Source organism: Microbacterium sp. USTB-Y, from assembly GCF_023703415.1.
Classification (GTDB): domain Bacteria; phylum Actinomycetota; class Actinomycetes; order Actinomycetales; family Microbacteriaceae; genus Microbacterium.
Genome location: NZ_JAGMTU010000007.1, coordinates 142,871 through 165,543, shown reverse-complemented (window position 1 = coordinate 165,543; position 22,673 = coordinate 142,871). Strand labels below are relative to the sequence as shown.

At 70.6% G+C, this 22,673-nt stretch carries 19 protein-coding genes; 12 read left to right on the top strand and 7 right to left on the bottom strand.

Going from position 1 to position 22,673, the window contains the following annotated elements; all coding sequences use genetic code 11:
- The first annotated feature begins 1 nt into the window (after nucleotide 1).
- Both J8G10_RS16970 and J8G10_RS16965 read left to right on the top strand, forming a co-directional pair.
- Nucleotides 2-943 (top strand): carbohydrate ABC transporter permease, encoded by a 942-nt coding sequence (locus J8G10_RS16970; protein WP_251447701.1) that lies wholly within the window; start codon nucleotides 2-4, stop codon nucleotides 941-943.
- Nucleotides 940-1,836, top strand: coding sequence for a carbohydrate ABC transporter permease (locus J8G10_RS16965; protein WP_251447698.1), 897 nt, complete (start codon nucleotides 940-942; stop codon nucleotides 1,834-1,836). Before J8G10_RS16970 ends, J8G10_RS16965 begins: the two co-directional genes overlap by 4 nt.
- A gap of 133 nt (nucleotides 1,837-1,969) precedes the next feature.
- Here J8G10_RS16965 and J8G10_RS16960 read toward each other — a convergent pair whose 3' ends face one another.
- A complete protein-coding gene (locus J8G10_RS16960; protein WP_251447694.1) occupies nucleotides 1,970-2,626 on the bottom strand; it encodes a GntR family transcriptional regulator in 657 nt (218 codons plus the stop codon).
- Nucleotides 2,627-2,750: 124 nt separating this feature from the next.
- On the opposite strand from J8G10_RS16960, the gene gcvPA reads away from it, so the two are divergent.
- The 6 genes from gcvPA (at nucleotide 2,751) to J8G10_RS16930 (ending at nucleotide 12,572) form a co-directional block, all read left to right on the top strand.
- On the top strand, nucleotides 2,751-6,248 hold the full coding sequence (gcvPA, locus tag J8G10_RS16955; RefSeq protein ID WP_251447690.1) for an aminomethyl-transferring glycine dehydrogenase subunit GcvPA: 3,498 nt from the start codon (nucleotides 2,751-2,753) through the stop codon (nucleotides 6,246-6,248).
- A complete protein-coding gene (gene gcvPB, locus J8G10_RS16950; RefSeq protein WP_251447687.1) occupies nucleotides 6,245-7,885 on the top strand; it encodes an aminomethyl-transferring glycine dehydrogenase subunit GcvPB in 1,641 nt (546 codons plus the stop codon). Before gcvPA ends, gcvPB begins: the two co-directional genes overlap by 4 nt.
- Nucleotides 7,886-7,889: 4 nt before the next feature.
- The gene (locus J8G10_RS16945) at nucleotides 7,890-9,200 is read left to right on the top strand and encodes a hypothetical protein (RefSeq protein WP_251447684.1); all 1,311 of its coding nucleotides are present in this window, start codon (nucleotides 7,890-7,892) and stop codon (nucleotides 9,198-9,200) included.
- Nucleotides 9,201-9,223: 23 nt separating this feature from the next.
- Nucleotides 9,224-9,982 (top strand): SDR family NAD(P)-dependent oxidoreductase, encoded by a 759-nt coding sequence (locus J8G10_RS16940; protein WP_251447681.1) that lies wholly within the window; start codon nucleotides 9,224-9,226, stop codon nucleotides 9,980-9,982.
- A gap of 322 nt (nucleotides 9,983-10,304) precedes the next feature.
- On the top strand, nucleotides 10,305-11,834 hold the full coding sequence (locus J8G10_RS16935; RefSeq protein ID WP_251447677.1) for an SDR family NAD(P)-dependent oxidoreductase: 1,530 nt from the start codon (nucleotides 10,305-10,307) through the stop codon (nucleotides 11,832-11,834).
- Between the two features lie 309 nt (nucleotides 11,835-12,143).
- Complete coding sequence (locus J8G10_RS16930; RefSeq protein WP_251447674.1) at nucleotides 12,144-12,572, top strand: DUF1761 domain-containing protein; 429 nt, start codon at nucleotides 12,144-12,146, stop codon at nucleotides 12,570-12,572.
- Between the two features lie 5 nt (nucleotides 12,573-12,577).
- Here J8G10_RS16930 and J8G10_RS16925 read toward each other — a convergent pair whose 3' ends face one another.
- The 6 genes from J8G10_RS16925 to J8G10_RS16900 all read right to left on the bottom strand — a co-directional run bounded on the left by J8G10_RS16925 (nucleotide 12,578) and on the right by J8G10_RS16900 (nucleotide 16,732).
- Nucleotides 12,578-13,165: a dihydrofolate reductase family protein gene (locus J8G10_RS16925; RefSeq protein WP_251447671.1), complete on the bottom strand. Its 588-nt coding sequence runs from the start codon at nucleotides 13,163-13,165 to the stop codon at nucleotides 12,578-12,580.
- A 135-nt stretch (nucleotides 13,166-13,300) separates the two neighbouring features.
- Nucleotides 13,301-14,008, bottom strand: a complete 708-nt coding sequence (gene purQ / locus J8G10_RS16920; RefSeq protein ID WP_251447668.1) for a phosphoribosylformylglycinamidine synthase subunit PurQ — start codon at nucleotides 14,006-14,008, stop codon at nucleotides 13,301-13,303.
- On the bottom strand, nucleotides 14,005-14,268 hold the full coding sequence (gene purS / locus J8G10_RS16915) for a phosphoribosylformylglycinamidine synthase subunit PurS (protein WP_251447665.1): 264 nt from the start codon (nucleotides 14,266-14,268) through the stop codon (nucleotides 14,005-14,007). Before purS ends, purQ begins: the two co-directional genes overlap by 4 nt.
- 95 nt (nucleotides 14,269-14,363) lie before the next feature.
- Nucleotides 14,364-14,885 (bottom strand): adenine phosphoribosyltransferase, encoded by a 522-nt coding sequence (locus J8G10_RS16910; RefSeq protein ID WP_251447662.1) that lies wholly within the window; start codon nucleotides 14,883-14,885, stop codon nucleotides 14,364-14,366.
- A gap of 45 nt (nucleotides 14,886-14,930) precedes the next feature.
- Nucleotides 14,931-15,959: an alpha/beta fold hydrolase gene (locus tag J8G10_RS16905; protein ID WP_251447659.1), complete on the bottom strand. Its 1,029-nt coding sequence runs from the start codon at nucleotides 15,957-15,959 to the stop codon at nucleotides 14,931-14,933.
- Between the two features lie 131 nt (nucleotides 15,960-16,090).
- Nucleotides 16,091-16,732, bottom strand: a complete 642-nt coding sequence (locus J8G10_RS16900; protein ID WP_251447656.1) for a GntR family transcriptional regulator — start codon at nucleotides 16,730-16,732, stop codon at nucleotides 16,091-16,093.
- Nucleotides 16,733-17,213: 481 nt separating this feature from the next.
- On the opposite strand from J8G10_RS16900, the gene J8G10_RS16895 reads away from it, so the two are divergent.
- From J8G10_RS16895 to J8G10_RS16880, 4 genes are read left to right on the top strand one after another with little or no spacing between them, the layout of a single operon-like run.
- Nucleotides 17,214-18,170: an ABC transporter permease gene (locus tag J8G10_RS16895; protein WP_251447653.1), complete on the top strand. Its 957-nt coding sequence runs from the start codon at nucleotides 17,214-17,216 to the stop codon at nucleotides 18,168-18,170.
- Nucleotides 18,167-20,215 (top strand): dipeptide/oligopeptide/nickel ABC transporter permease/ATP-binding protein, encoded by a 2,049-nt coding sequence (locus tag J8G10_RS16890; protein WP_251447650.1) that lies wholly within the window; start codon nucleotides 18,167-18,169, stop codon nucleotides 20,213-20,215. The genes J8G10_RS16895 and J8G10_RS16890 overlap by 4 nt, the downstream gene beginning before the upstream one ends.
- Nucleotides 20,208-21,044 (top strand): ABC transporter ATP-binding protein, encoded by an 837-nt coding sequence (locus J8G10_RS16885; protein WP_251447646.1) that lies wholly within the window; start codon nucleotides 20,208-20,210, stop codon nucleotides 21,042-21,044. The genes J8G10_RS16890 and J8G10_RS16885 overlap by 8 nt, the downstream gene beginning before the upstream one ends.
- Before the next feature lie 44 nt (nucleotides 21,045-21,088).
- Nucleotides 21,089-22,669 (top strand): ABC transporter substrate-binding protein, encoded by a 1,581-nt coding sequence (locus J8G10_RS16880; RefSeq protein ID WP_251447642.1) that lies wholly within the window; start codon nucleotides 21,089-21,091, stop codon nucleotides 22,667-22,669.
- Nucleotides 22,670-22,673: the final 4 nt, after the last annotated feature.

Here is a 22,673-nt window from a genome sequence, read left to right as displayed (position 1 = left end):
CATGACCGTCGCCGCCGTGCGGCGCTCCGACGAGGGGAGCCGCGACGACGACCGTCGCGGCTCCCCTCGCTCGGGTCGCCGGCTCGCCGCGCGCAGGCACCGCCCCGGGATCTGGTTCGCCCTTCCCGCGGCGGCGCTGCTCGCGCTGTTCTTCGCCTACCCGCTCGCGGTGTCGCTGCTGCAGAGCCTGTTCCGCACCTCCGGCGGGGTGAGCACGTTCGTGGGCTTCGACCAGTACGCGCGGATGCTGCGGGATCCGCTGGTGCTGAAGAGCCTCGGCAACGCGCTGTTGATCCTGGTCGTGCAGGTGCCGATCATGATCGCGCTCGCCGTCGGGCTCGCCTATCTGCTCAACCAGGCGTGGCTGCGGTTCCGCGCGGGGTTCCGGCTGCTCACGTTCCTGCCGTCGATCACCACGCTCGTCGCGTACTCGGTCGTGTTCCGCGTGATCATGACGACCGACGGCGGCATGCTGAACCAGTTCCTCGCGCTGTTCGGCGCCGGGCCCATCGACTGGCTCAACAACGAATGGTGGGCGCGGGTCGCCGTGATCGCCTCGATCACCTGGCGCTGGACCGGCTACAACATGGTCATCATCCTCGCCGGCCTCCAGTCGATCCCGCCCGAGCTCTACGAGGCGGCCCGCATCGACGGCGCGGGACGCTGGCAGACCTTCCGGCACATCGTCGTGCCCCAGCTGCGCCCGGTGCTCATCTTCACGAGCGTCACGTCGACGATCGGCGCGCTGCAGCTCTTCGACGAGAACTTCATCCTCACCGGCGGCGGACCCAACAACGCCACGCTCACCCCGGTGCTGTACCTGTACAAGGTCGGCTTCCAGCAGTTCGACTTCGGCTACGCGAGCGCCATCGCCTGGATGCTCGTGATCCTCACCGGGATCATCGCGCTCATCCAGTTCCGCATCATGAGGGAGAAGCCATGACGACGCAGCTGATCACCACCGGCCGGCGTCGCCGCGCCGGCCAGCCGTCCTCGTCCGGCGGGGAGCCGCTGCTGCGGCGGGTCGTGCTGCGCGCCCCGGTCTACGCGATCATGGTCGTGGCGAGCGTGCTCGCGCTCATCCCGTTCCTGTGGATGGTGATCGCCTCGACGCACAAGACCAGCGACCTCTTCGTCACCCCGCTGCCGATCCTCCCCGGCGGAGAGTTCTGGCAGAACCTGGGCCGGCTGCAGGAGAGCGTGGGCTTCGGCCAGGTGATGTTCAACAGCGTCCTCGTGGCCGTGGTCTACACGGTGTTCAGCTCGCTGATCAGCATCATGTGCGGCTACGGCCTCGCGACCTACCGGTTCCGCGGGCGCGGGGTGCTGCTCGGCGTGATCCTGGTCACGATGATGATCCCGATGCAGGTGCTGTTGGTCCCGCTGTTCCAGATGATGGCGAGCGCCGGATGGATCGACACCTATCAGGCGCTCGTCATACCGTTCCTCGCGAACGCGTTCGGCATCTTCCTGATGCGTCAGGGCTTCCTCGACTTCCCGACGACGCTCATCGAGGCGGCGCGGATCGACGGCGCCTCGGAGCTGCGCACGTTCTACCGCATCGTGCTGCCGGTGGCCCGCCCGCAGATCGCCGCCCTCGTGATCTACACCTTCATCAGCCAGTGGAACTCGTTCATCTGGCCGCTGCTCATGCTCAACTCCGAGGACAAGTACACGGTGCCCGTCGCGCTGAACACGATGATCGGACTCAGCCGCGTGGACTACTCCGGGCTGATGCTCGGATCCCTGCTCGCGACCCTGCCGCTGTTCGTGCTGTTCCTGGTGTTCCAGAAGCAGTTCGTGGCCGGCCTCCTCGGCGGCGCCGTCAAGGGCTGACCCGTCGGGCCGTTCTCGTCCCCGCGAGACCGAACCTGCGTCACGAGACCGTGGAACTCATCCGCGGTCTCGCGACGCAGGTTCGGTCTCGCGGACGGATGGTGCGACCGTGCGACCCGCGACCGTACGGACCTCAGGCCGAGAAGTAGGCGCTCGACGAGTTGTCGAGGATGCGCTGCATGCCGTGCGTCCAGTTGACCTTGAGCGCGGCGACCGCGGCGGGGACGTCGCCGTCGGCGAGGGCGTGCGCGATCGCGGCGTGCTCGGCGGCGACGCGGTCGATCTTCACGTCGTCGGCGACGAGGAGGGCCTCGTAGCGGTGGAAGGATCCCCGCACGCTCTCGATCACGTCGAGCAGGCGCCGGTTCGGGCACACCGACAGCATGAGCGCGTGCCACTCGTCGTCCTTGGTCATGACCAGGGAGTGCTCGACGTGCTCGTCGGTGAACGCGTCGGCGAGCTCGACGAGGCGCGCCCCCACGGCCTTCAGCTGGTCGACCGGGCTGAGCTCGAGGGCGAGGCTCTCCAGGGTCGCCATCACCGGGGCGAGGTCCTCGAACTCGCCGGCGCTGAGCGGCACGAAGCGGAAGCCCTTGCCGTTCTCGCTCGTGATCTGCCCCTCCGACTCCAGGGCGATCAGGGCCTCCCGCAGCGGAGTGCGGCTGACGCCGAGCTCGGCGGCCAGCTGCACCTCGTTGATCCCCTCGCCAGGCTGCACCTTTCCGGCGCGCATGCGGGTGAGCAGCTCCTCGCGCACCTGGGAACGCAGGTTCTTGCGTTCGATCGCCATTCGTTCTTCCCCTTCGGCCGGTGCGGTCAGCCTACGGCTTGACCGTATCCCCGCTTCCACCTACGCTTGTTGTATACAGAATACATTGAACAGATCTTCTGTACAGACTCAGAGAGGAGCCTCCGTGGCGCAGCATCCCGACGGCGAGCGGATCCGCGAGGTCCGCATCGACGCCCTGGCGTACGGCGGCGACTACAACCCCGATCAGTGGTCGGAGGACGTCTGGCGCGAGGACATCCGGCTCATGCTCGAGGCGGGCGTGAACATGGTGAGCCTGCCGATCTTCAGCTGGCCCCAGCTCGAGCCCGAGCCCGGCGTGTACGACTGGGGCTGGCTGGACCGGATCCTGGATCTGCTGCACGAGGCCGGGATCCGGATCGACCTCGCCACGGCCACCGCCACCCCGCCGTCCTGGCTGCTGCGGGCTCACCCCGAGATGGCCCCCTGGGACGCGGACGGGCACCGGCTGGAGTTCGGGTCCCGGCAGACCTACTGCCCCTCGTCGCCGATCTGGCGCGAGAACGTCGCCCGGATGACCCGCGCGATCGCCGAGCGCTACGGCGAGCACCCGGGACTCGCGATGTGGCACATCTCGAACGAGTACGGCGACCACGTCTCGCGCTGCTGGTGCCCCGAGTCGGCCCGGCACTTCCGCCGCTGGCTGCAGGACCGCTACGGCGACCTCGACGGACTGAACGAAGCCTGGGGCGTGAACGTCTGGGGCCAGCGCTACACGTCCTGGGAGCACATCGAGACGCCGAAGAAGGCGCCCGGCCCGGTCAACCCCACCAAGCTGCTCGACTTCGAGCGCTTCTCCTCCGACGCGATGCTCGAGCTCTTCCAGGTCGAGATCGACGTGCTCCGCGAGGTCACCCCCGACATCGCGGTCACGACGAACTTCATGAGCATGTTCCGCGACCTCGACTACTGGCGCTTCGCCGAGCGGGAGGACGTCGTCACCGACGACGCCTATCCGGATCCGATGGATCCGACGTCCCACGTCGGCGCGGCGCTCAACTACGGCCTCATGCGCTCCCTCAAGGGCGGCCGTCCGTGGCTGCTGTTGGAGTCGTCGGCCAGCGCGACCAGCTGGCGGGACATCAACGTGCCGAAGGCGCCGGGGAAGATCCGCGTGGAGAGCCTGCAGGCCGTCGCGCACGGATCCGACGCCGTGATGTTCTTCCAGTGGCGCCAGGCCAAGTACGGCCAGGAGAAGTTCCACTCGTCGATGCTCGGCCACCGCGGCGAGCGCTCGCGCAGCTTCCGGGAGACGAAGGCGCTCGGCAACGAGCTCCGCAGGCTCGAGCCGGTGCGCGGCAGCCGGGTGCGCTCCCGCGTGGCGCTCATCGTGGACTGGGACTCCTGGTGGGGATCCAGCGCGATCGAGTCGCTGCCGTCGCAGCGGCTGCAGTGGGCGCCGCAGGCTCGCGCCTGGCACCGCGCCCTCTCCACGCTGGGGCACCCGGTCGACGCCGTGCGCGCGGGGGGTGCCGACGCGGGGACGCCCTTCGACGGCTACGACGTGGTCGTGGCGCCCAACCTCTACGTGCTGGAGCAGGGGCAGGCCGATGCTCTGCGCGCCTTCGTGGAGCGCGGCGGGACCCTCGTCGTCGGGCCCTTCTCCGGGGTCGTCGACGCGACCGAGAAGGTGCACGACGGCGGCGCCCCCGGCCCGCTGCGGGGCCTGCTCGGCATCGAGGTCGACGAGCAGTGGCCGATCGCCGACGGCCGCACGGAATCCCTGGCCTACGGCGCGGACGTGCTCGAGGTGCCCAGCTGGAGCGAGTGGATCGAGGCCGACGCGGACGTCGAGATCCGCGGGGCGTACGCCTCGGGCGAGCTCGCCGGGCTTCCGGCGATCACCCGCCGTGCGGACGGATCCGGATCCGCCTGGTACGTCAGCGCCATGCTGTCTCCCGAGGGTCTCGTCACGGTGTTCCGCGACGTGCTGCGCACGGCCGGCCTCCCCGCCCGCGACGAGGTGTCCGTGCAGGCCGAGGCCGTCACGCGCTCGGACGACACCACCGACTACACCTTCCTGCTCAACCACGCGGCCGACCCGGTCACGTTCCAGCTGCCGGCCGCCGGCCTCGACCTGCTCAGCGGATCCGAGACGGGCGACGCCGTGACGCTGGACGCGTACGGAGTCGCGGTCGTCGCCACGCCGCGCGCGACGCAGATCCCTTTCCTCACCCTGACCCACACCCCCCCGGCCCACCCAGGCCACCCCGTCGAAGGAGCTGGCATGACGCAGACGTTCGTGCACCCCTACATCCCGAACACGGCGCCCGAGATCCACGCCGAGATGCTCGCCGCCGTCGGCGCCGCCTCGATCGAGGACTTCTACGCCGACGTGCCGGAGGACCTGCGCCTGCGCCGTCCGCTGGACGTGCCCGCGCCGCTGCCCGCCGAGCAGGACCTCGCCCGCCACGTGCGCGGGATCCTGGCGCAGAACCGCACCACCGAGGAGCGTCTGAGCTTCCTCGGCGCCGGGACGTACAACCACTACGTGCCCGCGGTCGTGGACGAGGTGATCCGTCGCAGCGAGTTCCTCACCGCCTATGCGGGCGAGCCCTACGAGGACCACGGACGCTTCCAGGCGCTCTTCGAGTACCAGTCCCTCATGGCCGAGCTGCTCGCGATGGACGTCGTGAACGTGCCCACCTATGACGGCTACCAGGCCACGGCCACCGGCCTCGCGATGGCCGGCCGCCTCACCGGCCGCCGCCGGGTGCTCGCCGTGAGCGACGTGCTGCCCGAGAAGGACTCGAAGGTGCGCGACTACACGCGCGCCGGGCTGGAGATCGAGCGGATCCCCAGCGTGGGCGGCATCGCGGACGTCGCGGCCCTGCGCGACCGGCTCTCCGACGACGTCGCGGCCGTCTGGGTCGAGACGCCGAGCTTCACCGGCGCCGTCGAGACGCGGCTGCGCGAGATCGCCGACGCCGCGCACGCCGCAGGCGCCGTCGTCGTGGTCGGCACCGACCCGATCGGCTACGGGGTGCTGACCCCGCCCGCGCTGCAGGGCGCGGACATCGTCACGGGCGACATCCAGTCGCTGGGCCTGCACCAGTGGTTCGGCGGCGCGCACGCCGGGTTCATCGCGGTGCACGACGAGCCGCGGTTCGTGATGGAGATGCCCTCGCGCCTCTTCGGCCTGGAGTCCACCGACGTGCCCGGCGAGTACGGCTTCGGCGACGTCGCCTACGACCGCACCTCCTTCGCGCACCGCGAAGAGGGCAAGGAATGGGTCGGCACCGCCGCCGCGCTGTGGGGGATCGCCGCCGGCGTGCACCTCGCGCTCATGGGACCGCAGGGCATGGCCGACCTCGGCGAGCTGCTGCTCGCCCGCACCGCCTACGCCCAGCAGCGGCTCGCCGCGATCGACGGCGTCCGCCTCGGCGACGACGCCCTGCACCTGCGCGAGTTCACGATCCGCTTCGACGGCGCCCGCGCCGCCGACGTCGTCGCCGCGCTGCGCGCCGAGGGCATCGAGCCCGGCGTCGTCGTGGACGAGCGGACGCTGCTCGTCTGCGTGACCGAGGCCACCTCCGCCGCCGACATCGACCGCCTCGCCGCTGCGCTCGCCGCGGCCATCGACACCGAGGAGAAGGACCAGTGAGCCTCCCCGTCGCCCCCAAGCCGAGCCCCCGCCGCTTCCAGCAGGCCGGCTGGGACGAGCCGATCGTCTTCGAGCTCTCCACCCCCGGAGAGCGCGGCGTCCTCGTGACGCCCGTCGAGCCCGTCGTGCGCGAGGCCGTCGGCGACGTCGTGGCCGCCCTCCCCGAGGGCATGCGCCGGACGACCCCGCCGGCGCTGCCCGAGATCGCGCAGATGCGGGTGCTCAAGCACTACCTGCGCCTCTCGCAGGAGAACCTCGGATCCGACCTCAACGTCGACATCGGGCAGGGCACCTGCACGATCAAGTACTCCCCGAAGATCAACGACCAGCTCATCGAGGTGCCGCAGCTGCGCGCGCTGCACCCCGCGCAGGACCCGGCCGACACGCAGGGCGCGCTCGAGGCCATCTGGCGTCTCGAGCGGCTCATGGCCGAGATCTCGGGCATGGACGCCGTCTCGCTCGCGTCCCCGGGCGGATCCGCGGGGATCTGGACGAACATCGCGATGATCCGCGCCTACCATGCGTCGCGCGGCGAGGCGGAGCAGCGCGACGAGGTCATCACGACGATCTTCAGCCACCCCTCGAACGCCGCCGCGGCCAAGGTCGCAGGGTACAAGGTCATCACGATCTACCCGGATGCCGACGGCTATCCGGACCTCGCGGCGCTCCGGGCCGCGCTCTCCGAGCGCACCGCGGCGATCATGGTGACCAACCCGGAGGACACCGGGATCTACAACCCCGCGATCAAGGAGTGGGTCGACGCCGCGCACGCGGTCGGCGCCCTCGCCTCCTACGATCAGGCCAACGCCGCGGGGATCCTCGGGATCACCCGCGCCCGCGATGCCGGGTTCGACGTGTGCCAGTTCAACCTGCACAAGACGTTCTCCGCCCCGCACGGCAGTGGCGGTCCGGGGGCCGCGGCCAACGCGGTGAGCGCGGCGCTCACGCCGTTCCTGCCCGGACCCCGTGTGGAGCGGGTCGACGGACGCTTCGTGGTGCGCGAGCCCGGCGAACTGTCCATCGGTCACGTCGCGCCGGCCCACGGCGTCATCCTGCACGTCGTGCGGGCGTATGCCTGGATCATGGCGCTCGGGGCCGAGGGCATGCTCGAGGCCTCCCGGATCGCGGTGCTGAACAACAACTACCTGCTGAAGAAGGTGCTCGAGATCCCCGGGGCGTCCGCGCCCTACGCGACCGGGCGCCGTCGCATCGAGCAGGTGCGGTACTCGTGGCAGGAGCTGTTCGAGGAGACCGGGATCTCCTCGGAGGAGATCGGCATCCGGATGGCCGACTACGGCTTCCACTACTGGACGAGCCACCACCCCTATGTCGTGCCGCAGCCGTTCACGCTCGAGCCCACCGAGTGCTACTCCAAGGCCGAGATCGACGAGTACGTCGCGGCGCTCGCCCAGGTCGCGCAGGAGGCGCGGGAGAACCCCGAGCTCGTCCGCACCGCGCCGCACAACCAGACCGTGCACCACACCCACCACGACGACCTGGACGACCCGGAGCGCTGGGCGATCACCTGGCGCGCCTACCGCCGGAAGTACTTCGGCGAAGCGCCGGACGGCCCCGCGCGGAGTGCCCTTCCGGATGCGGAGGCCGCGCTCGCCGAGCCCGTCGCGGTCGGAGCCTGATCGCGTGATCGGACTGGTCGTCAACCCTGTCGCCGGAGTCGGCGGGCCCGCGGGCCTCGCCGGCTCCGACGGTGCGGCCGTGCAGGCCCGCGCGGCGGAGCACGGCTCCGTCCCGCGGGCCGGCGGGCGTGCGGTGCAGGCGCTGGCGATCATCGCGCGCGCGCATCCCGGAGTGCGCATCCTCACCGCGGCCGGAGCGATGGGCGCCGCCGCGGTCGCCGAGGCGGGACTGGAGCCGGTCGTGGTGTTCACGCCGGTCGGGGATCCCACTTCGCCCGAGGACACCGCCGCCGCCGTGGCGGCCGTGGCCGCCGCCGGAGCGACGCTCGTGCTCGTCGCCGGCGGCGACGGCACCCTCCGCGACGCCGTGCGCGGGCTGACGCCGCCCCCGGGGTCGTCGAGCGAGGAGGCCTCGGGTGCCCGTCTTCCGGGGTCGTTGAGCGAGGACGCCTCGGGTGCCCGTCTTCCGGGGTCGTTGAGCGAGGACGCCGCAGGCGCCCGAGACGAAACGCCGTCTCCGTCCGGGCACCGTGCCCCGTCCCGCTCCGCCCGCTCGACGCCCACGGGCCGCCCGGCCGTGCTCGGCATCCCCGCCGGCGTCAAGATGTACTCGCCCGTGTTCGCGGTGAGCCCGGTCGCGGCCGGATCCCTCGCCGCCGACTGGATCGGGCCGGATCCCGTCCCCACCGCCGAGCGCGAGGTGCTCGACGTCGATGAGGCGGCGCTGCGCCGCGCCAGGGTCGAACCCGTGCTCTACGGCACGCTCCGCGTCCCCCAGCGTCTCGGCCGCACCCAGGCGCGCAAGGCGCCGACGCCCGCCACCGAGGAGGCCGCGGTCGCCTCCGCGGCACGGGCCGCGGTCGCCGCGATGCGCCCCGGCGTGCGGTACCTGCTCGGTCCCGGCGGCACCACCGCACGGATCGCGGCGGAGCTCGGCGTGGCAAAGACCCCGCTCGGCGTCGACGTCGTGCTCGACGGCGCCGTGATCGCCGCGGGCGCGGACGAGCGGCGCCTGCTGGACGAGGTCGCCGCCGGGCCGGCTCAGGCCGTGGTCACCGTCATCGGCGGCCAGGGCTTCCTGCTGGGACGCGGCAACCAGCAGCTCTCGGCGCGGGTGATCCGCGCGATGGGATCCGCTCCGCTCCTCGTCGTCGCCCCGGAGCAGAAGCTCGTCGACCTCGCCGGGCGCCCGCTCCTCGTCGACACCGGTGACGCCGAGCTCGACGCTGCGCTCGCCGGGCACGTCCGCGTCATCACCGGCGCCGCGGCCACCGCGTTCTACGCCGTCTCCGCCCCCGAGACCACCCCCGTCTGACCCCCACCCGCAAAGGAACCACCATGCGACTGCAGAACAAGAACGCCATCGTCACCGGAGGCGCCGGCGGCATCGGCCGCGCCACCTCCCTCGCCTTCGCCGCCGAGGGCGCCAAGGTCGCCGTCGTCGACCTGAACGCCGAGGCGGCCGAGGCCGTCGCCGAGGAGATCCGGGCGGCCGGCGGCACCGCCCTCGCGATCGGCGCCGACGTCTCGAGCGAGGCCGACATCGAACGCGTCGTCGCGGCGGTCGTGGACGGCTTCGGCGGTGTCGACGTCGTCTTCAACAACGCCGGGATCATCCGCCGCACCACGGCGGTCGAGACCACGGTCGAGGAGTGGGACCGCGTGTTCGGCGTCAACGTGCGCGCGATCTTCCTCATGTGCAAGCACGTCGTGCCCGTCATGGCGGCGAACGGCGGCGGATCCATCGTCAACACCGGATCCGGCTGGGGTCTCAAGGGCGGCGGGCAGGCGATCTCCTACTGCGCATCGAAGGGCGCGGTGGTCAACATGACCCGTGCGCTCGCGATCGACCACGGCCCGCAGGGCATCCGCGTGAACTCGGTCAACCCGGGCGACGTCGACACCGGCATGCTGCGCGACGAGGCCCGCCAGCTCGGTCAGGACCAGGCCGGCTTCCTCGCCGAGGCCGCGGAGCGGCCGCTGAACCGGATGGGCCAGCCGTCCGAGATCGCCGCGGCCGTGGTGTGGCTCGCGAGCGACGAGTCGTCGTACGTGACCGGATCCGCCCTCGTCGTCGACGGCGGCGGCATCGCCTGAGGCGCCGCCCCGCGTGCCGACCGCCCGGCCGCTCCGGTGCGGTGCGCGCGGTTCCCCGGGCGGTTCCCGGTGCGGTTTCCGGTGCGGTTCCCGGGCCGGCCGTCCGGGTGTCCGGCCCCGTTCGCGGTGCCCGCCCCCGATGCCCGCCCGGGATTCCCGGGTGTGGTTCCCCGGGTGCGCGGTTCCCCGGGGGCGCGTTTCCCTCCCTGAGCCGTCTTCCCCTCCCCGGGGAGTCGCTGCTGCGGGGAGGGAAAGGCGACCAGGGGAGGGGAACGGCGCTCGTCCCGGATCCCGTTCAGCGTGCTCGCGTAGAATCGGTCCAATGACCGACGCGCATTCCGACGCCTCCGACCTCGGCGACGCCGTCGGATCCGGCATCGACCCGAACGACCTCGCGACGACCCTCCGGGTGCTCGCCGAGCTGCACGAGCTCGACCAGACCCACCCCGACTTCATCGAGGTGCGCCGGGCCACGGCCGCGATGTTCAAGGCCGCCAAGCGGGTGCGCCGACGGGAGATCCGCGACGCGATCGCCGAGGCCGACAAGGCCGTGATCGCCGCGACCGCGACGGGCGCCCCCGACCGCATCGACGACGAGACCCGCGGCCTCGACCTCGCGTCGAGCGTGGTGGATGCGCCCACCGCGGGCGAGCTGCTGAAGCCCCGCAACTGCTACATCTGCAAGCAGCCGTACACGACCGTCGACGCGTTCTACCACCAGCTCTGCCCCGACTGCGCGCGGTTCAGCCACGGCAAGCGCAACGCGCGGGCGGATCTGACCGGCAAGCGGGCCCTCCTCACCGGCGGGCGCGCGAAGATCGGCATGCACATCGCGCTGCGGCTGCTGCGCGACGGCGCGCACACGACGATCACGACGCGGTTCCCGCGCGACGCCGTGCGCCGGTTCGCGGCGCTTCCCGACTCCGCCGACTGGCTGCACCGCCTGCGCGTGGTCGGCATCGACCTGCGCGATCCCGCCCAGGTGATCGCGCTCGCCGACTCGGTCGCGGCCCAGGGGCCGCTCGACATCCTCATCAACAACGCGGCGCAGACCGTGCGCCGCTCGCCGGGTGCGTACTCGCTGCTCGTCGACGCCGAGCTGCAGCCGCTTCCGAACGGCCCCCTGCCCGAGATGGAGACCTTCGGGCACACCGCGGATCCGCACCCCGAGGCGCTGCAGGCGTCCGTCGACGCGCATCCGCTGCTGTCGATCGCCTCTCTCGGCGGCACGATCGCCGAGCAGGGCGGCCAGGCGCTCACCGCCGACGACCTGGCGCGACTCGCGATGGCGCCCGGATCCTCGTCGCTCGCGAAGCACGCCGACGGCAGCGCGATCGACGCGGGCGGTCTCGTGCCCGACGTGAACCGGGTGAACAGCTGGGTGCAGAGCGTGGACCAGGTGGATCCGCTCGAGATGCTCGAGGTGCAGCTCTGCAACACCACCGCGCCCTTCCTGCTCATCAGCCGGCTGCGTCCGGCGATGGCCGCATCGCCCGCGCGCCGCAAGCACATCGTCAACGTCTCGGCGATGGAGGGTCAGTTCTCTCGGCGGTACAAGGGTCCCGGCCATCCGCACACGAACATGGCGAAGGCCGCGCTGAACATGCTCACCCGCACGAGCGCCGCGGAGATGCTGGAGACCGACGGCATCCTGATGACCGCCGTCGACACCGGCTGGATCACCGACGAGCGCCCGCACTACACGAAGGTGCGCCTCGCGGAGGAGGGCTTCCACGCCCCGCTCGACCTCGTCGACGGCGCCGCCCGCGTGTACGACCCGATCGTGCGCGGCGAGGCCGGGGAGGACGTGCACGGCGTGTTCCTGAAGGACTACGAGCCCAGCCCCTGGTGACCGCTCCGCCCCTGGTGACCGCTCAGCCTCTGGTGACCGCTCAGCCCTGACGTCGCGCCGCGCAGTCGGCCGTTCTGCAGGGAGGGTGCGCGTTGTGCAGGGCCGCAGCCTCCGGAAACGGCGTTCGGGGCCGGAAATCGCCAGGATTCAGCCCGCGGGTCCTGCACAACGGCGGGGCGGTCCTGCACAACGGCCGGGGCCTTCTGGATACCGAGGACCGGCGCCCGTCGTCCCCGGAAGGGACGTGCGCGGCGATACCCTGAGCGCACCGGATCCACCGTCCGGATCCCGTCCCGAAGGAGCGTCGCGATGATTCCCGAGATCAACTACTGGGCCGTCCTGCTCGCGACCGCGTCGAGCATGCTCGTCGGATCCGTCTGGTACGCCCGCGGTGTGTTCGGCACGCGCTGGGCCCGCCTCGCAGGGATCGACCTCGACAACCCCAAGGGCAACCCCGTCCTGGCCATCATCGCGACGGTGGTCGTGAGCTTCGTCACCGCGTGGGTGCTCGCGGGGGCGACGGCGATCGCCTGGCACTTCTACGGCGGATCCTTCTTCGTCTCGGCGCTGGTCACCTCGATCACGCTGTGGATGGGGTTCACGGCCGCGCGGTTCATCACGCACGACGCCTTCGAGGGGCGCCCCAGCTCGCTGACCGTGCTGAACATCGCGCACGAACTCGTCACGGTCGTGGTGATGGCCGTGCTCATCGGGGTCTGGCCGCCCGCGCTCGGCTGACCCGTTCAGCGCCGCACGGCGTAGCGGTGCAGGGTGACGCCTTCGTCGTAGGAGGCCTGCTCGAGCAGGTCGACGATCACCGGATCCCGGGTCTCGCCCGGACGCGGATCGTCGAACAGCGGCCGGCCGGATCCCAGGATCGCCGGGTGCGTGAACAGCAGCAGCTCGTCGAGCAGTCCGGCGTCGAGCAGGGCGGTGGCGAGCGTCGCTCCGCCGACGCCGATGTCCCCGTCCGTCTCGGCGCGCACGTCGGCCAGCCGGGCGACCGCATCGTCGCCGATCACCCGGGTGTTGTACGGGGCCTCGTGGCGGGTGCGCGAGACGAGGATCTTCGGCTTGTCGGTCCAGATCGCGCCGTACTCCTGCATGAACGCGGGCAGGGACCGGTCATCGCGGGCCGCGGGCCAGTAGTCCTCCATGATCTCGAACACGCGCCGGCCCTGCACCAGGAGCGCCAGTTCGGCGGCACGTCGATTGAACTCGCGGTGCAGCGGCTCGCCGATCCGCATCCAGTCGCCGCCGCCGTCCTCGCCGGGAGCGGCCTCGATCCGCAGATCCAGCGACACGTTCATCCAGTACACGAACCGGCCCATGCGGTCCTCCCATCGTCGGGGACGGTTCCGACGCTAGACCGGGGTGCCGCGCGGTGCAACGCCCCGGAACGGAGTCGTCCCCCTCAGCACGACCCGGGGGTCGTGCTGAGGGGGCCGACTCGAAAGCGGGGTGACTCAGGCGGCGGCGCGCGCGACCGCGGCGATCGCGCTCGTGAAGAACGGCAGGCCGTCGACGCCGCTGCGCATGGCGGCGGCCGTGTCGGGGCCGAAGCCGGGCTCGGTGGCGTGCTCGGGGTGCGGCATGAGGCCCACCACGTTGCCGGCGGGATTGGTGAGGCCGGCGATGTCGCGGAGGGATCCGTTCGGGTTCACACCCGTGTAGCGGAAGGCGACGAGGCCCTCGCCCTCGATGCGGTCGAGCGTCTCCTCGGAGGCGACGTACCCGCCCTCGGCGTTCTTCAGCGGGATGATGATCTCCTGGCCGGCGGAGAAGTCGCGGGTCCAGGCGGTGTCGGCGTTGGTGACCGTGAGCTTCTGGTCGCGGCGCACGAAGTGCTGGTGGTCGTTGCGGATCAGACCGCCGGGCAGCAGGTGCGCCTCGACGAGCATCTGGAAGCCGTTGCAGATCCCGAGGATGGGCATGCCCTTCGCGGTAGCGTCCTTGACCTCGGTCATGATCGGCGAGAGTGCGGCGATCGCGCCCGAGCGCAGGTAGTCGCCGTAGCTGAAGCCGCCCGGCAGGATCACGGCGTCGACCCCGTCGAGGTCGTGCGCGCCGTGCCAGAGCGCGACCGGCTCGGCGCCGGCGATGCGCACCGCGCGCTGGGCGTCGCGGTCGTCGAGGGAGCCGGGGAAGGTGACGACCCCGATCCGAACGGTCATTCGGCGGCCTCGGCGCCGCTCACGGAGACGGCGACGACGTCCTCGATCACCGAGTTGGAGAGCACCTCTTCGGCGACGCGGCGGGCCTCGGCGAGCACGGCGTCGGTGACCTCGCCGTCGACGGTGAGCTCGAAGCGCTTGCCGATGCGGACGTCGCTGAACGCGGTCACGCCCGTGCGGGCGAACGCCCCGGAGACGGCCTTGCCCTGCGGGTCGAGCAGTTCGGACTTGGGCATGACGTCGACGACGATGGTGGGCATGCGTGGCTCCAGGAAGTCGCGGGCGGGGGCGACACCAGTCTACCGCCCGGGCGCGGGCCGTCCTGCCGGGCGTCGGCGGGGGGTCCGGGGTGCGTTCAGCTGCGGAACACGGTGTGCACGTCGCCCACCACGTCGCGGCCGCCGAGCCCGTCGATCTCGAAGAGCACCGAGATCCCCGCGACCGTGTAGCCGAGCTCCTCGACGATGCGGCGGCCGGCCGCGAGGGTGCCGCCGGTCGCGAGCACGTCGTCGATGAGCAGGATCCGGGATCCGGCGGCCAGGTCGTCGTGCATCTCGATCGTGGCGGTGCCGTACTCGAGCGCGTAGTCGACGGAGGCCGCGGGCAGCGGCAGCTTGCCGGCCTTGCGGATCGGCACGAACCCGGTGCCGGCGGCGATCGCGGCCGCTCCGGCGAGGATGAACCCGCGCGCCTCGATCCCGGCCACGACGTCGAAGGACCCGAGGAACGGGGCCACGAGGGCGTCCGTTGTCGCGTGCAGCGCCTCGCGGTCCGCGAGCAGCGGCGTGATGTCGCGGAACAGGATGCCGGGTTCGGGGTAGTCCGGGATGGACCGGATGAGCGATTCGGCGCGGGCGAGCGCGGGCGAGGAGGTCACCGGACCAGGGTACGCGGCACAGCTGGGATGGCCGTCCGGTGACCCTCAGCGTCGGCGGATGAAACTGAGGATCGCCGTGTTGAACGCATCGGGCTGCTCGAAGAAGGGATCATGCCCTGCTTCGCTGATCAGCGCGCCCTCGCCGTCGCGGACGTGCTCGAGGATCGTCCGCATGCGCGGCGGCGGCATGTACAGATCGGCGTCTCCGCTCAGGACGAGGAGAGGCGTCGTGATGCTCTCGACCGCCGCCCAGGTGATGGTCCGGCCCGCTGCCTGCACCACGTTTGCCGGCTTGGAGCGCTCTTCATAGTGCTGCCACTGCGCGACGCCGTCCGGGTTCGCGGCGCGATACGAAGGGCCGAGCTCCTGGAAGGCCCCGGGCAGCGAGTTCCATTGCGCAGGCAGGAGGGCGGTGGTGACCGCGGTCCAGTCCGGCTCGGAGATGCCGGCGAGGGTCGATGCGACGGCGGCGCTGCGCAGGCGCTCCGGATGGGACAGGGCGTAGTCGAAGACGCCGAAGCCGCCGGCGGCGGTGCCGACGAGGTGGAAGCGCCTCAGGTCGAGCGCGTCGGCCAGCAGCTGCAGGTCTCCGGCGACCGTGCCGGTGTCGTCGGAGGGGCCGGCGTCCGAGCCGAAGAATCCTCGTCGGGAGAAGGAGATCGATCGATAGCCGGCCCGGGCGAAGGCGGCGTGCTGATAGCCGAACACCTCGCCACTGCCGCTGTACGGGTGCAGCAGCACGATCACGGGTCCGCGCCCTCCGGTGTCCCACACCCGCAGCCGCACCCCGGGACGGATCTGCACATCGCGCTGCGCGGCGGCGTCCTCCGGCATCGGCCTCCATGTCGTCTGAGCGTCGTAGCGCGTGACGCGTCCATGGCTGCGGCCGCCGTCGGGCGCAGCGGCGACCCTCCCTCCGGCGGCACGGGCCGAGGGTGCGGAGATCATCGCGCCGGCGGCTCCCAGGGCGAGGGCGCCGGCGCCGCCCGCGAGGGTGCGCAGCGCACTCCGGCGCGGCATGCCGGAGCGGGGAGTGATCGGGTCGTCGTGGGGGTTGGGTCTGGTCGTCGTCATGAGCGCTCCTCGGGTCGTCGTTGATTCGAGTACTGACGTACGCGACAGGCTACAGATGTATACAATGAAAAGCAAGAAAGCGGACCGAGGGTGCGATGCTCCTCGGTCCGCGACGGGGCGATGTCAGCGGGTCATTGTCCGCGGAGGCCGTCAGGATTGGTCGCGTAGATGCGCAGCCGCACGTCCCGAGCGGCGCTCATGTGCACCGTGGCGATCTCGGCGGCGCGATCCGCCTCCCGGTCGCGGATCGCGTCGAGCATCTCCTGGTGCTCGGTGAGCACTCGTTCCCATCGCCCGGGGTACTCGAGGGTGGTGTGCGGATGCCGGCGAAGCCGCATGATGAGTCGCCCGATCGACTCCTGGAGCGTGCTGTTGTGGCTCGCCTGCCACAGTGTCTCGTGGAAGCGGTTGTTCAGGGCGACTCGCTCGTCGAGGTTCTCGCCCAGGGCGAGCATCTCTTCGTGGATCGCTGCGAGGCGGGACAGGTCCAGCTCGGTGCGCCGGTTGGCCGCCGCGCGTGCGGCTGCCGCCTCCAGGGTCTCGCGCACTTCGTAGATCTCGAGGATCTCCTCGGGGCTCAGTTCGCGCACCCGGACACCCCGGCCGAAGCGCTCGACGAGGCCGTCCTGCTCGAGTCGACGCAGGGCGTCGCGGATCGGCGTGCGGCTCACTCCGAACTGCTCGGCGAGGGCGGTCTCCACGAGCGGCTCGTTCGCGGGCAGGGCGTTGGTGAGGATCAGTTCCCGGATCCCGTCGTACGCGGACACCGTCACGGTATTCCTCCCACTCCGGCGCGCGCGATGCGCGCCCTTTCCGTTACCGGACCCCCTTCGGGAGTCAGAGAACGATATCGCGCCGGTCCTATTGCATACAAGCGAGCACGGCTGTCCACGGCGGAGTGTGGTGGCGGTGGTTCCGCGCTCCGATCAACGGGAAGTGCCTTGTCGTGGGGTTGCCTAGGGAGAGCGGCAGGGTAAATATCCCATTGGATACAGTTGCGTGCTATTGCATTCATAACGTACAGTGGCCCCATACCGACGCCGAGACGCCTTCTGACGCCACGGTCGCGGTACGACAAACGGCGCCAGGTACCCGGATCCATGACCCGGAGACCCTCAGAGGGGCACAACGTCCCGCCCGGTCGGCGTCTTCCGAATCACGGAACGAATGAGGGAGCGATGCGGCTTTCACACCACGGCCATCGGCGGCCGGCGCGAGGATTCGCGTCGATCGCGCAGACGGGGGCCGACGTCCATGCCTAGGCTCGTGATCTTCTTCGGCAACCGCATCCTGATGTCGATCGTGCTGATCATCGTGGTGCCGAGCATCGCTTTCGTGCTGCAGGTGCTCACCCCCGGGAACGTCGCCCAGCAGATCCTCGGAGAGGCCGCGACACCGGCGGAGATCCAGCGTGTCGAAGAGCAGTACGGCCTGAACCGCCCCTTGCCGGTGCGCTACTTCGAGTGGTTCCGAGACCTGCTTCACGGATCCCTGGGCACCTCCTACCTGACGGGGCAGAAGGTGAGCGTGGTCCTGGAGCAGCGGGTGCCCGTGACCCTCGGCCTCGCCGCCCTCGCCCTCGCGGTCGCGATCGTCGTCGGGCTCGGTCTGGGCGTCGCCAGCGGTGTGCGCAAGGGATCCGGGGAGGCATGGTCAAACGCACTCTCGGTGGCAGGCATCGCCGTGCCGAGTTTCGTCCTCGGCCTGCTGCTCATCAACGTCTTCGCAGTGAACCTCGGCTGGTTCCCTGCGTCGGGATACGTGCAGCCCTCGGAGGATCCGGGGCAGTGGCTGCGGTCCCTCGTGCTGCCGGTTGCGGCGATCGCGACAGCGATGATCACGAGCATCGCCAAGCTCACGCGCGACCAGATGAAGTCGACCCTGTCCGCGCCCTTCATCCGGAGTCTGCAGGGGCGCGGCCTGCACCCCGGGAGCGTGCTGTTCAAGCACGCGCTGCGGAACTCGCTCATCCCCGTGGTGACGGCGATCGGACTCAATGCGATCACCCTGATCGGGGGGACCGTGCTCGTCGAGCAGATCTTCGCGTTGCCGGGTGTCGGGCTGGCGCTGTTCGAGGGCGTCACTCAGCACGACCTGCCGGTCACGCTCGGCTGCGCCCTGTACTTCACCCTCGGCGTCGTCATCATCAACTTCGTCACGGACGCCTCCTACGCGCTTCTGGATCCCCGACTCCGAGGAGGCGGTCGATGACCACCGCACGCCCTGCGCCGCCGCGCCCCACCACCGCCGCGCTCAAGGTGCCCTATCGCCGCCCTGCGCTCCTCGAGCGCATCGGCGAGCATCCCGCCGGAATCGTCGCCGCCTGCTGGGTCCTGCTGCTGGCGATCCTGTGCCTGCTCGCTCCGGTGATCGCCCCCTACGGGTACAACGATCAGGACCTGGGCAACGTGCTCGCCGGCCCCTCCGCCGCGCACTGGCTCGGCACGGATCCGCTCGGGCGCGACATCCTCAGCCGGCTGCTCTACGGCGGCACCGACGCCTTCGTCGGCATCGTGCAGGTGACCCTCGTAGCGGTGCTCGTCGGACTCCCCACGGGGATCGCGGCGGGGTACCTCAAAGGCGCCTTCGATGCGGTCAGCTCGCGGCTGGCAGACATCATCCTCGCGCTGCCGAGCCTCATCATCCTGTTGCTGCTGTTCGCCATCGACCCCTCCGCGCGTACTGCGGCCATGATCACGCTCGGTCTGCTCTTCTCGCCGTCGCTGTTCCGGATCGCGCGGGCGATGAGCCTGCAGGCGTCGCAGGAGCTCTACGTGCGTTTCGCCGAGGTGTCGCGCGTGCGCAAGGGCCTGATCATGCTGCGCCACATCCTGCCGACGGCACTTCCGCCGGTGGTGGTCAATCTGAGCCTCATGGCGGCCTTCGCGCTGATCATCCAGAGCGGCCTCGCCTTCCTGAACTTCGGTGTCCTGCCGCCGCAGGCCAGCTGGGGCGGGATGCTGCAGGACGCCCAGATGGTCATCTCGGAGGCCGCGTGGATGATGGTGCCGCCGGCGGTCGCGATCGGATCGCTCGTCGTCTGCTTCATCACGATCGGAGACGCTGCGCGGGACATCGTGGCCGCGGCGACGACACCGCGCCGGCGTTCGAGGCGAGGCGAATCGCTCGAGGTGAGCGTCGGATCGGTCGACGCCGAGGAGTCGATCGTGGTCGCTCCGTCCCCGACCGCGCTGCTGCGTGTTCGCGGCCTCGGGCTGAGCCGCGCCGCGAGCGGAACGGAGCCTGCGGCGCCGCTCGTCACCGATCTCGGCTTCGAGTTGCAGCCCGGCGAGTCGATCGGCATCGTCGGAGAGTCCGGTTGCGGGAAATCGGTGACCACCCTGGCCCTGCTCGGGCTGCTGCCCGCCAACATCACCGTGGATCGCGGAGAGGTCGTCTTCGACGGCGAGGACCTGACGACGGCGAGCAAGTCCCGCATGCAGCAGCTGCGGGGCCGCCGGATCGGCTACGTCTCGCAGGACCCGATGGTGGGCCTGGATCCCTGCTACAGAGTGTCCAACCAGATGATCGAGACGATCCGTCGTCACAGCGATCTGTCCAAGTCGGCCGCGAGCGAGCGAGCGATCGAGCTGCTGCGCTCCGTGCAGCTGCATGAGCCGGAGCGCGTGATGTCGCGCTACCCCCATGAGCTCTCGGGCGGGATGGCGCAGAGGGTGTGCATCGCGCTGGCACTGGCCGGCGACCCCGACGTGCTCATCGCCGACGAGCCGACAACCTCCCTCGATGTGACCGTGCAGCACGGCATCCTGCAGCTGCTCGAGCAGATCAAGCGCGACAAGGGGTTGAGCCTCATCCTCATCACGCACGACCTGAACATCGTGCCGGCGCTCTGCGACAAGCTGCTCGTGCTGTATGCGGGCGACGTGGTCGAGCACGGCCCGACCCTGGACGTCGTCACCCGTCCCCGTCATCCGTATACGCGCCGCCTGCTCGACTGCGGTCTGCACGGGGTCGAGCGCGGTGAGCCGTTCCCGCTCATCGAGGGCACCGTGCCCCATCCGGGAACGTGGCCCGACGGCTGCCGCTTCCGCGCGCGCTGCGGGCTGGCCACGGCGGCCTGCGCCGAACCCGGCGCACGAGCCGTACGCCGGGACGGCGCCGTCATCGCACGCTGCATCACCGTGCGCGAGGGCGCCTCCGAAGCCGCAGCCCTCGTCGGCGCGGTGCGGACGATCGCACGGCCCGTGTCCGTCATCGGCGACGACCCGAACGCAGAGGAGGCCGATCGTGGCTGAGAACACCGTCGAGGGGACGGCTTCCCCCACCCGGCGGAACGTCCTCCGTATCGAGGATCTGGCGATCGACTACCGTCAGGGCTTCGGGCGCACGTTCCGGGCGGTGCAGGGGATCACACTGGACATCGCTCCGGGCGAGACGGTCGGTCTGGTCGGCGAGTCCGGGTCGGGCAAATCCACGATCGGCAACGCGGTGCTGGGTCTCGAGCCGCCGGCGGAGGGGTCCGTGCAGGTGCTCGGCGAGGACGTCGCCCTGCGCGGACGCCGGTCGCACGAGCCTGGGCCCGTGCAGGTCGTGCTGCAGAACCCGTATCGGGCGTTCAATCCGTTCAAGTCGATCGCCTGGAGCCTCCTCGAGCCGTTGACGGCGGCCGGCGGAGGCGCGAAGCCGGGGCGCGACGGACTCGTGAGCGTGGCGCTCGCCGGCGTGGGCCTGGATCCGTCGTATGCGCGCCGATACCCGCGCGAACTCTCCGGCGGCCAGCTGCAACGCGTCGCGATCGCCCGCAGCCTCATCTCCGACCCCGCGCTCATCGTGTGCGACGAGCCGGTCAGCTCTCTGGACGCCTCGGTGTGCGGACAGGTGCTGAACCTCCTCACCGCGAAGCAGCGGGAGCGGGAGGTCGCCTACCTGTTCATCTCGCACGACATGAACGTCGTGCGGCTCATGTGCGATCGCGTCTACGTCCTCTACCGGGGACGGATCGTGGAGCAGGGGAGCACCGAAAAGGTGTTCGCCGATCCTCAGCACGAGTACACCCGAAAACTCATCGCCGCCATTCCCGATCGGGCCGAGAGCCTTCGTCAGCGCGCGGCGAACGCCGTGTGAGGGCGCCCGTTCCCGCGGCCGATCCATCCCCCTGAGAGGTACTTATGCGTTTCCCGCGACTCCGGCTCGTGCGAGCCCTGGGAGCGGCGCTGCTCGCCGGCGCCCTCGTGATCACTGCCGCAGGCTGCAGTTCCGGTTCGTCCGGGACGACGACCGGATCGAGCAAGAGCGGCAGAGGCGGAACGCTCACCGTCGCCCTGACCCGGGCGCCGGCGAGCTTCGATGCCGGAAGCATCGCCCGTTCCGGCCTGTCGAACGACTTCCTCGCCCCGGTCTATCAGCCGCTCATCGAGATCGATGAGAAGGGCAAGCTCGCCCCGAGTCTCGCCACGAAGTGGGAGTGGCTGGACGACACCAACACCACGCTGAAGCTGGAGCTGCGCGACGATGCGAAGTTCAGCGACGGGTCGCCGGTGACAGCCGCGGGCGTGATCGCCTATTGGCAGTACGCGCTGCAGACCGCGTACTCGCAGTACTGGCTCGGCGGGGCGACGTTCGAGACGCCGACGGAGCACGAGGTCGTGGTGCATCTGCAAGAGGACAAGCCGCGCCCGAATCTGCCCTGGGCGTTCACGACCTCGTTCTCGTCGCTGGGCTGGATCACCAACCCCGCCGCGCTCAAGGACCCGGACAAGCTCAAGCTCGAGGCCGCCGGTGCGGGGCCTTACGTCCTGGACACGAAGAACACGGTCACCAACTCGACCTACGTCTACACGCCCAACCCGTACTTCTACGACAAGGCGGAGGTGCGCTGGGACAAGATCGTGCTCAAGGTCATGCCTCAGGAGCAGACCCGTCTCGCTGCCTTGCGCACCGGACAGGTGGACGTGGCTGCCGGAGCGCAGCGTCAGGTCAAGGCGGCTCGCGATGCCGGGCTGCAGGTCGTCCTCGGAGCCGGGGGCGGCAAGCCGATCATCTTCGGCGATCTGGAAGGGAAGACCGTTCCGGCGCTCGCCGATCTGCGGGTGCGGCAGGCACTCGCGTATGCGGTGGACTGGAAGTCGATCGGTGCGGGGATCTTCGGCGACGACGTGATCTACAACCAGCAGATCTTCGCCGAGGGGTCCGAGGGCTATCTGCCCGATCTGGTGGACCTGCACCCGTACGATCCGAAGAAGGCGGAGCGGCTGCTCGCCGAGGCGGGCTATCCGGACGGGTTCGATGCGGGCCAGATGATCGTCGGGCCGGTCCCGGGCAACGCCGACCTGGCCCAGGTCTTGCAGGCGCAATGGGCGAAGATCGGCGTCACGGTGCAGCCGCTGGTGCTCGACCCGGCAGCCTGGAGCACGCAGATCAACGCGCACGCCTGGCCGTTGAACGTGTACTCGTCGATCTCGGCGCCGGTGGGACCGACGATCTCTGCGCTGCTCGACTCGAACAGCACCTGGCTGTCGCAGTCCGACTACAGCGGCCTCTACGCACTCATCGACACCGCCCAGCGGACACCCGCGGACACGGAGGCGAGCCGCAAGGCATGGCAGGACGTCGCCCGCTACGCCGCGGAGAACGTGCTCTATCTCGCCGGCGTCATGCCGACGACGTCGATCTTCGCGAAGAAGGACATCGGCGGGATCGTGATGAACGCTCCCTCGATGAGCTCGATCATGCTCTGGTACCGGAAGTGACGGA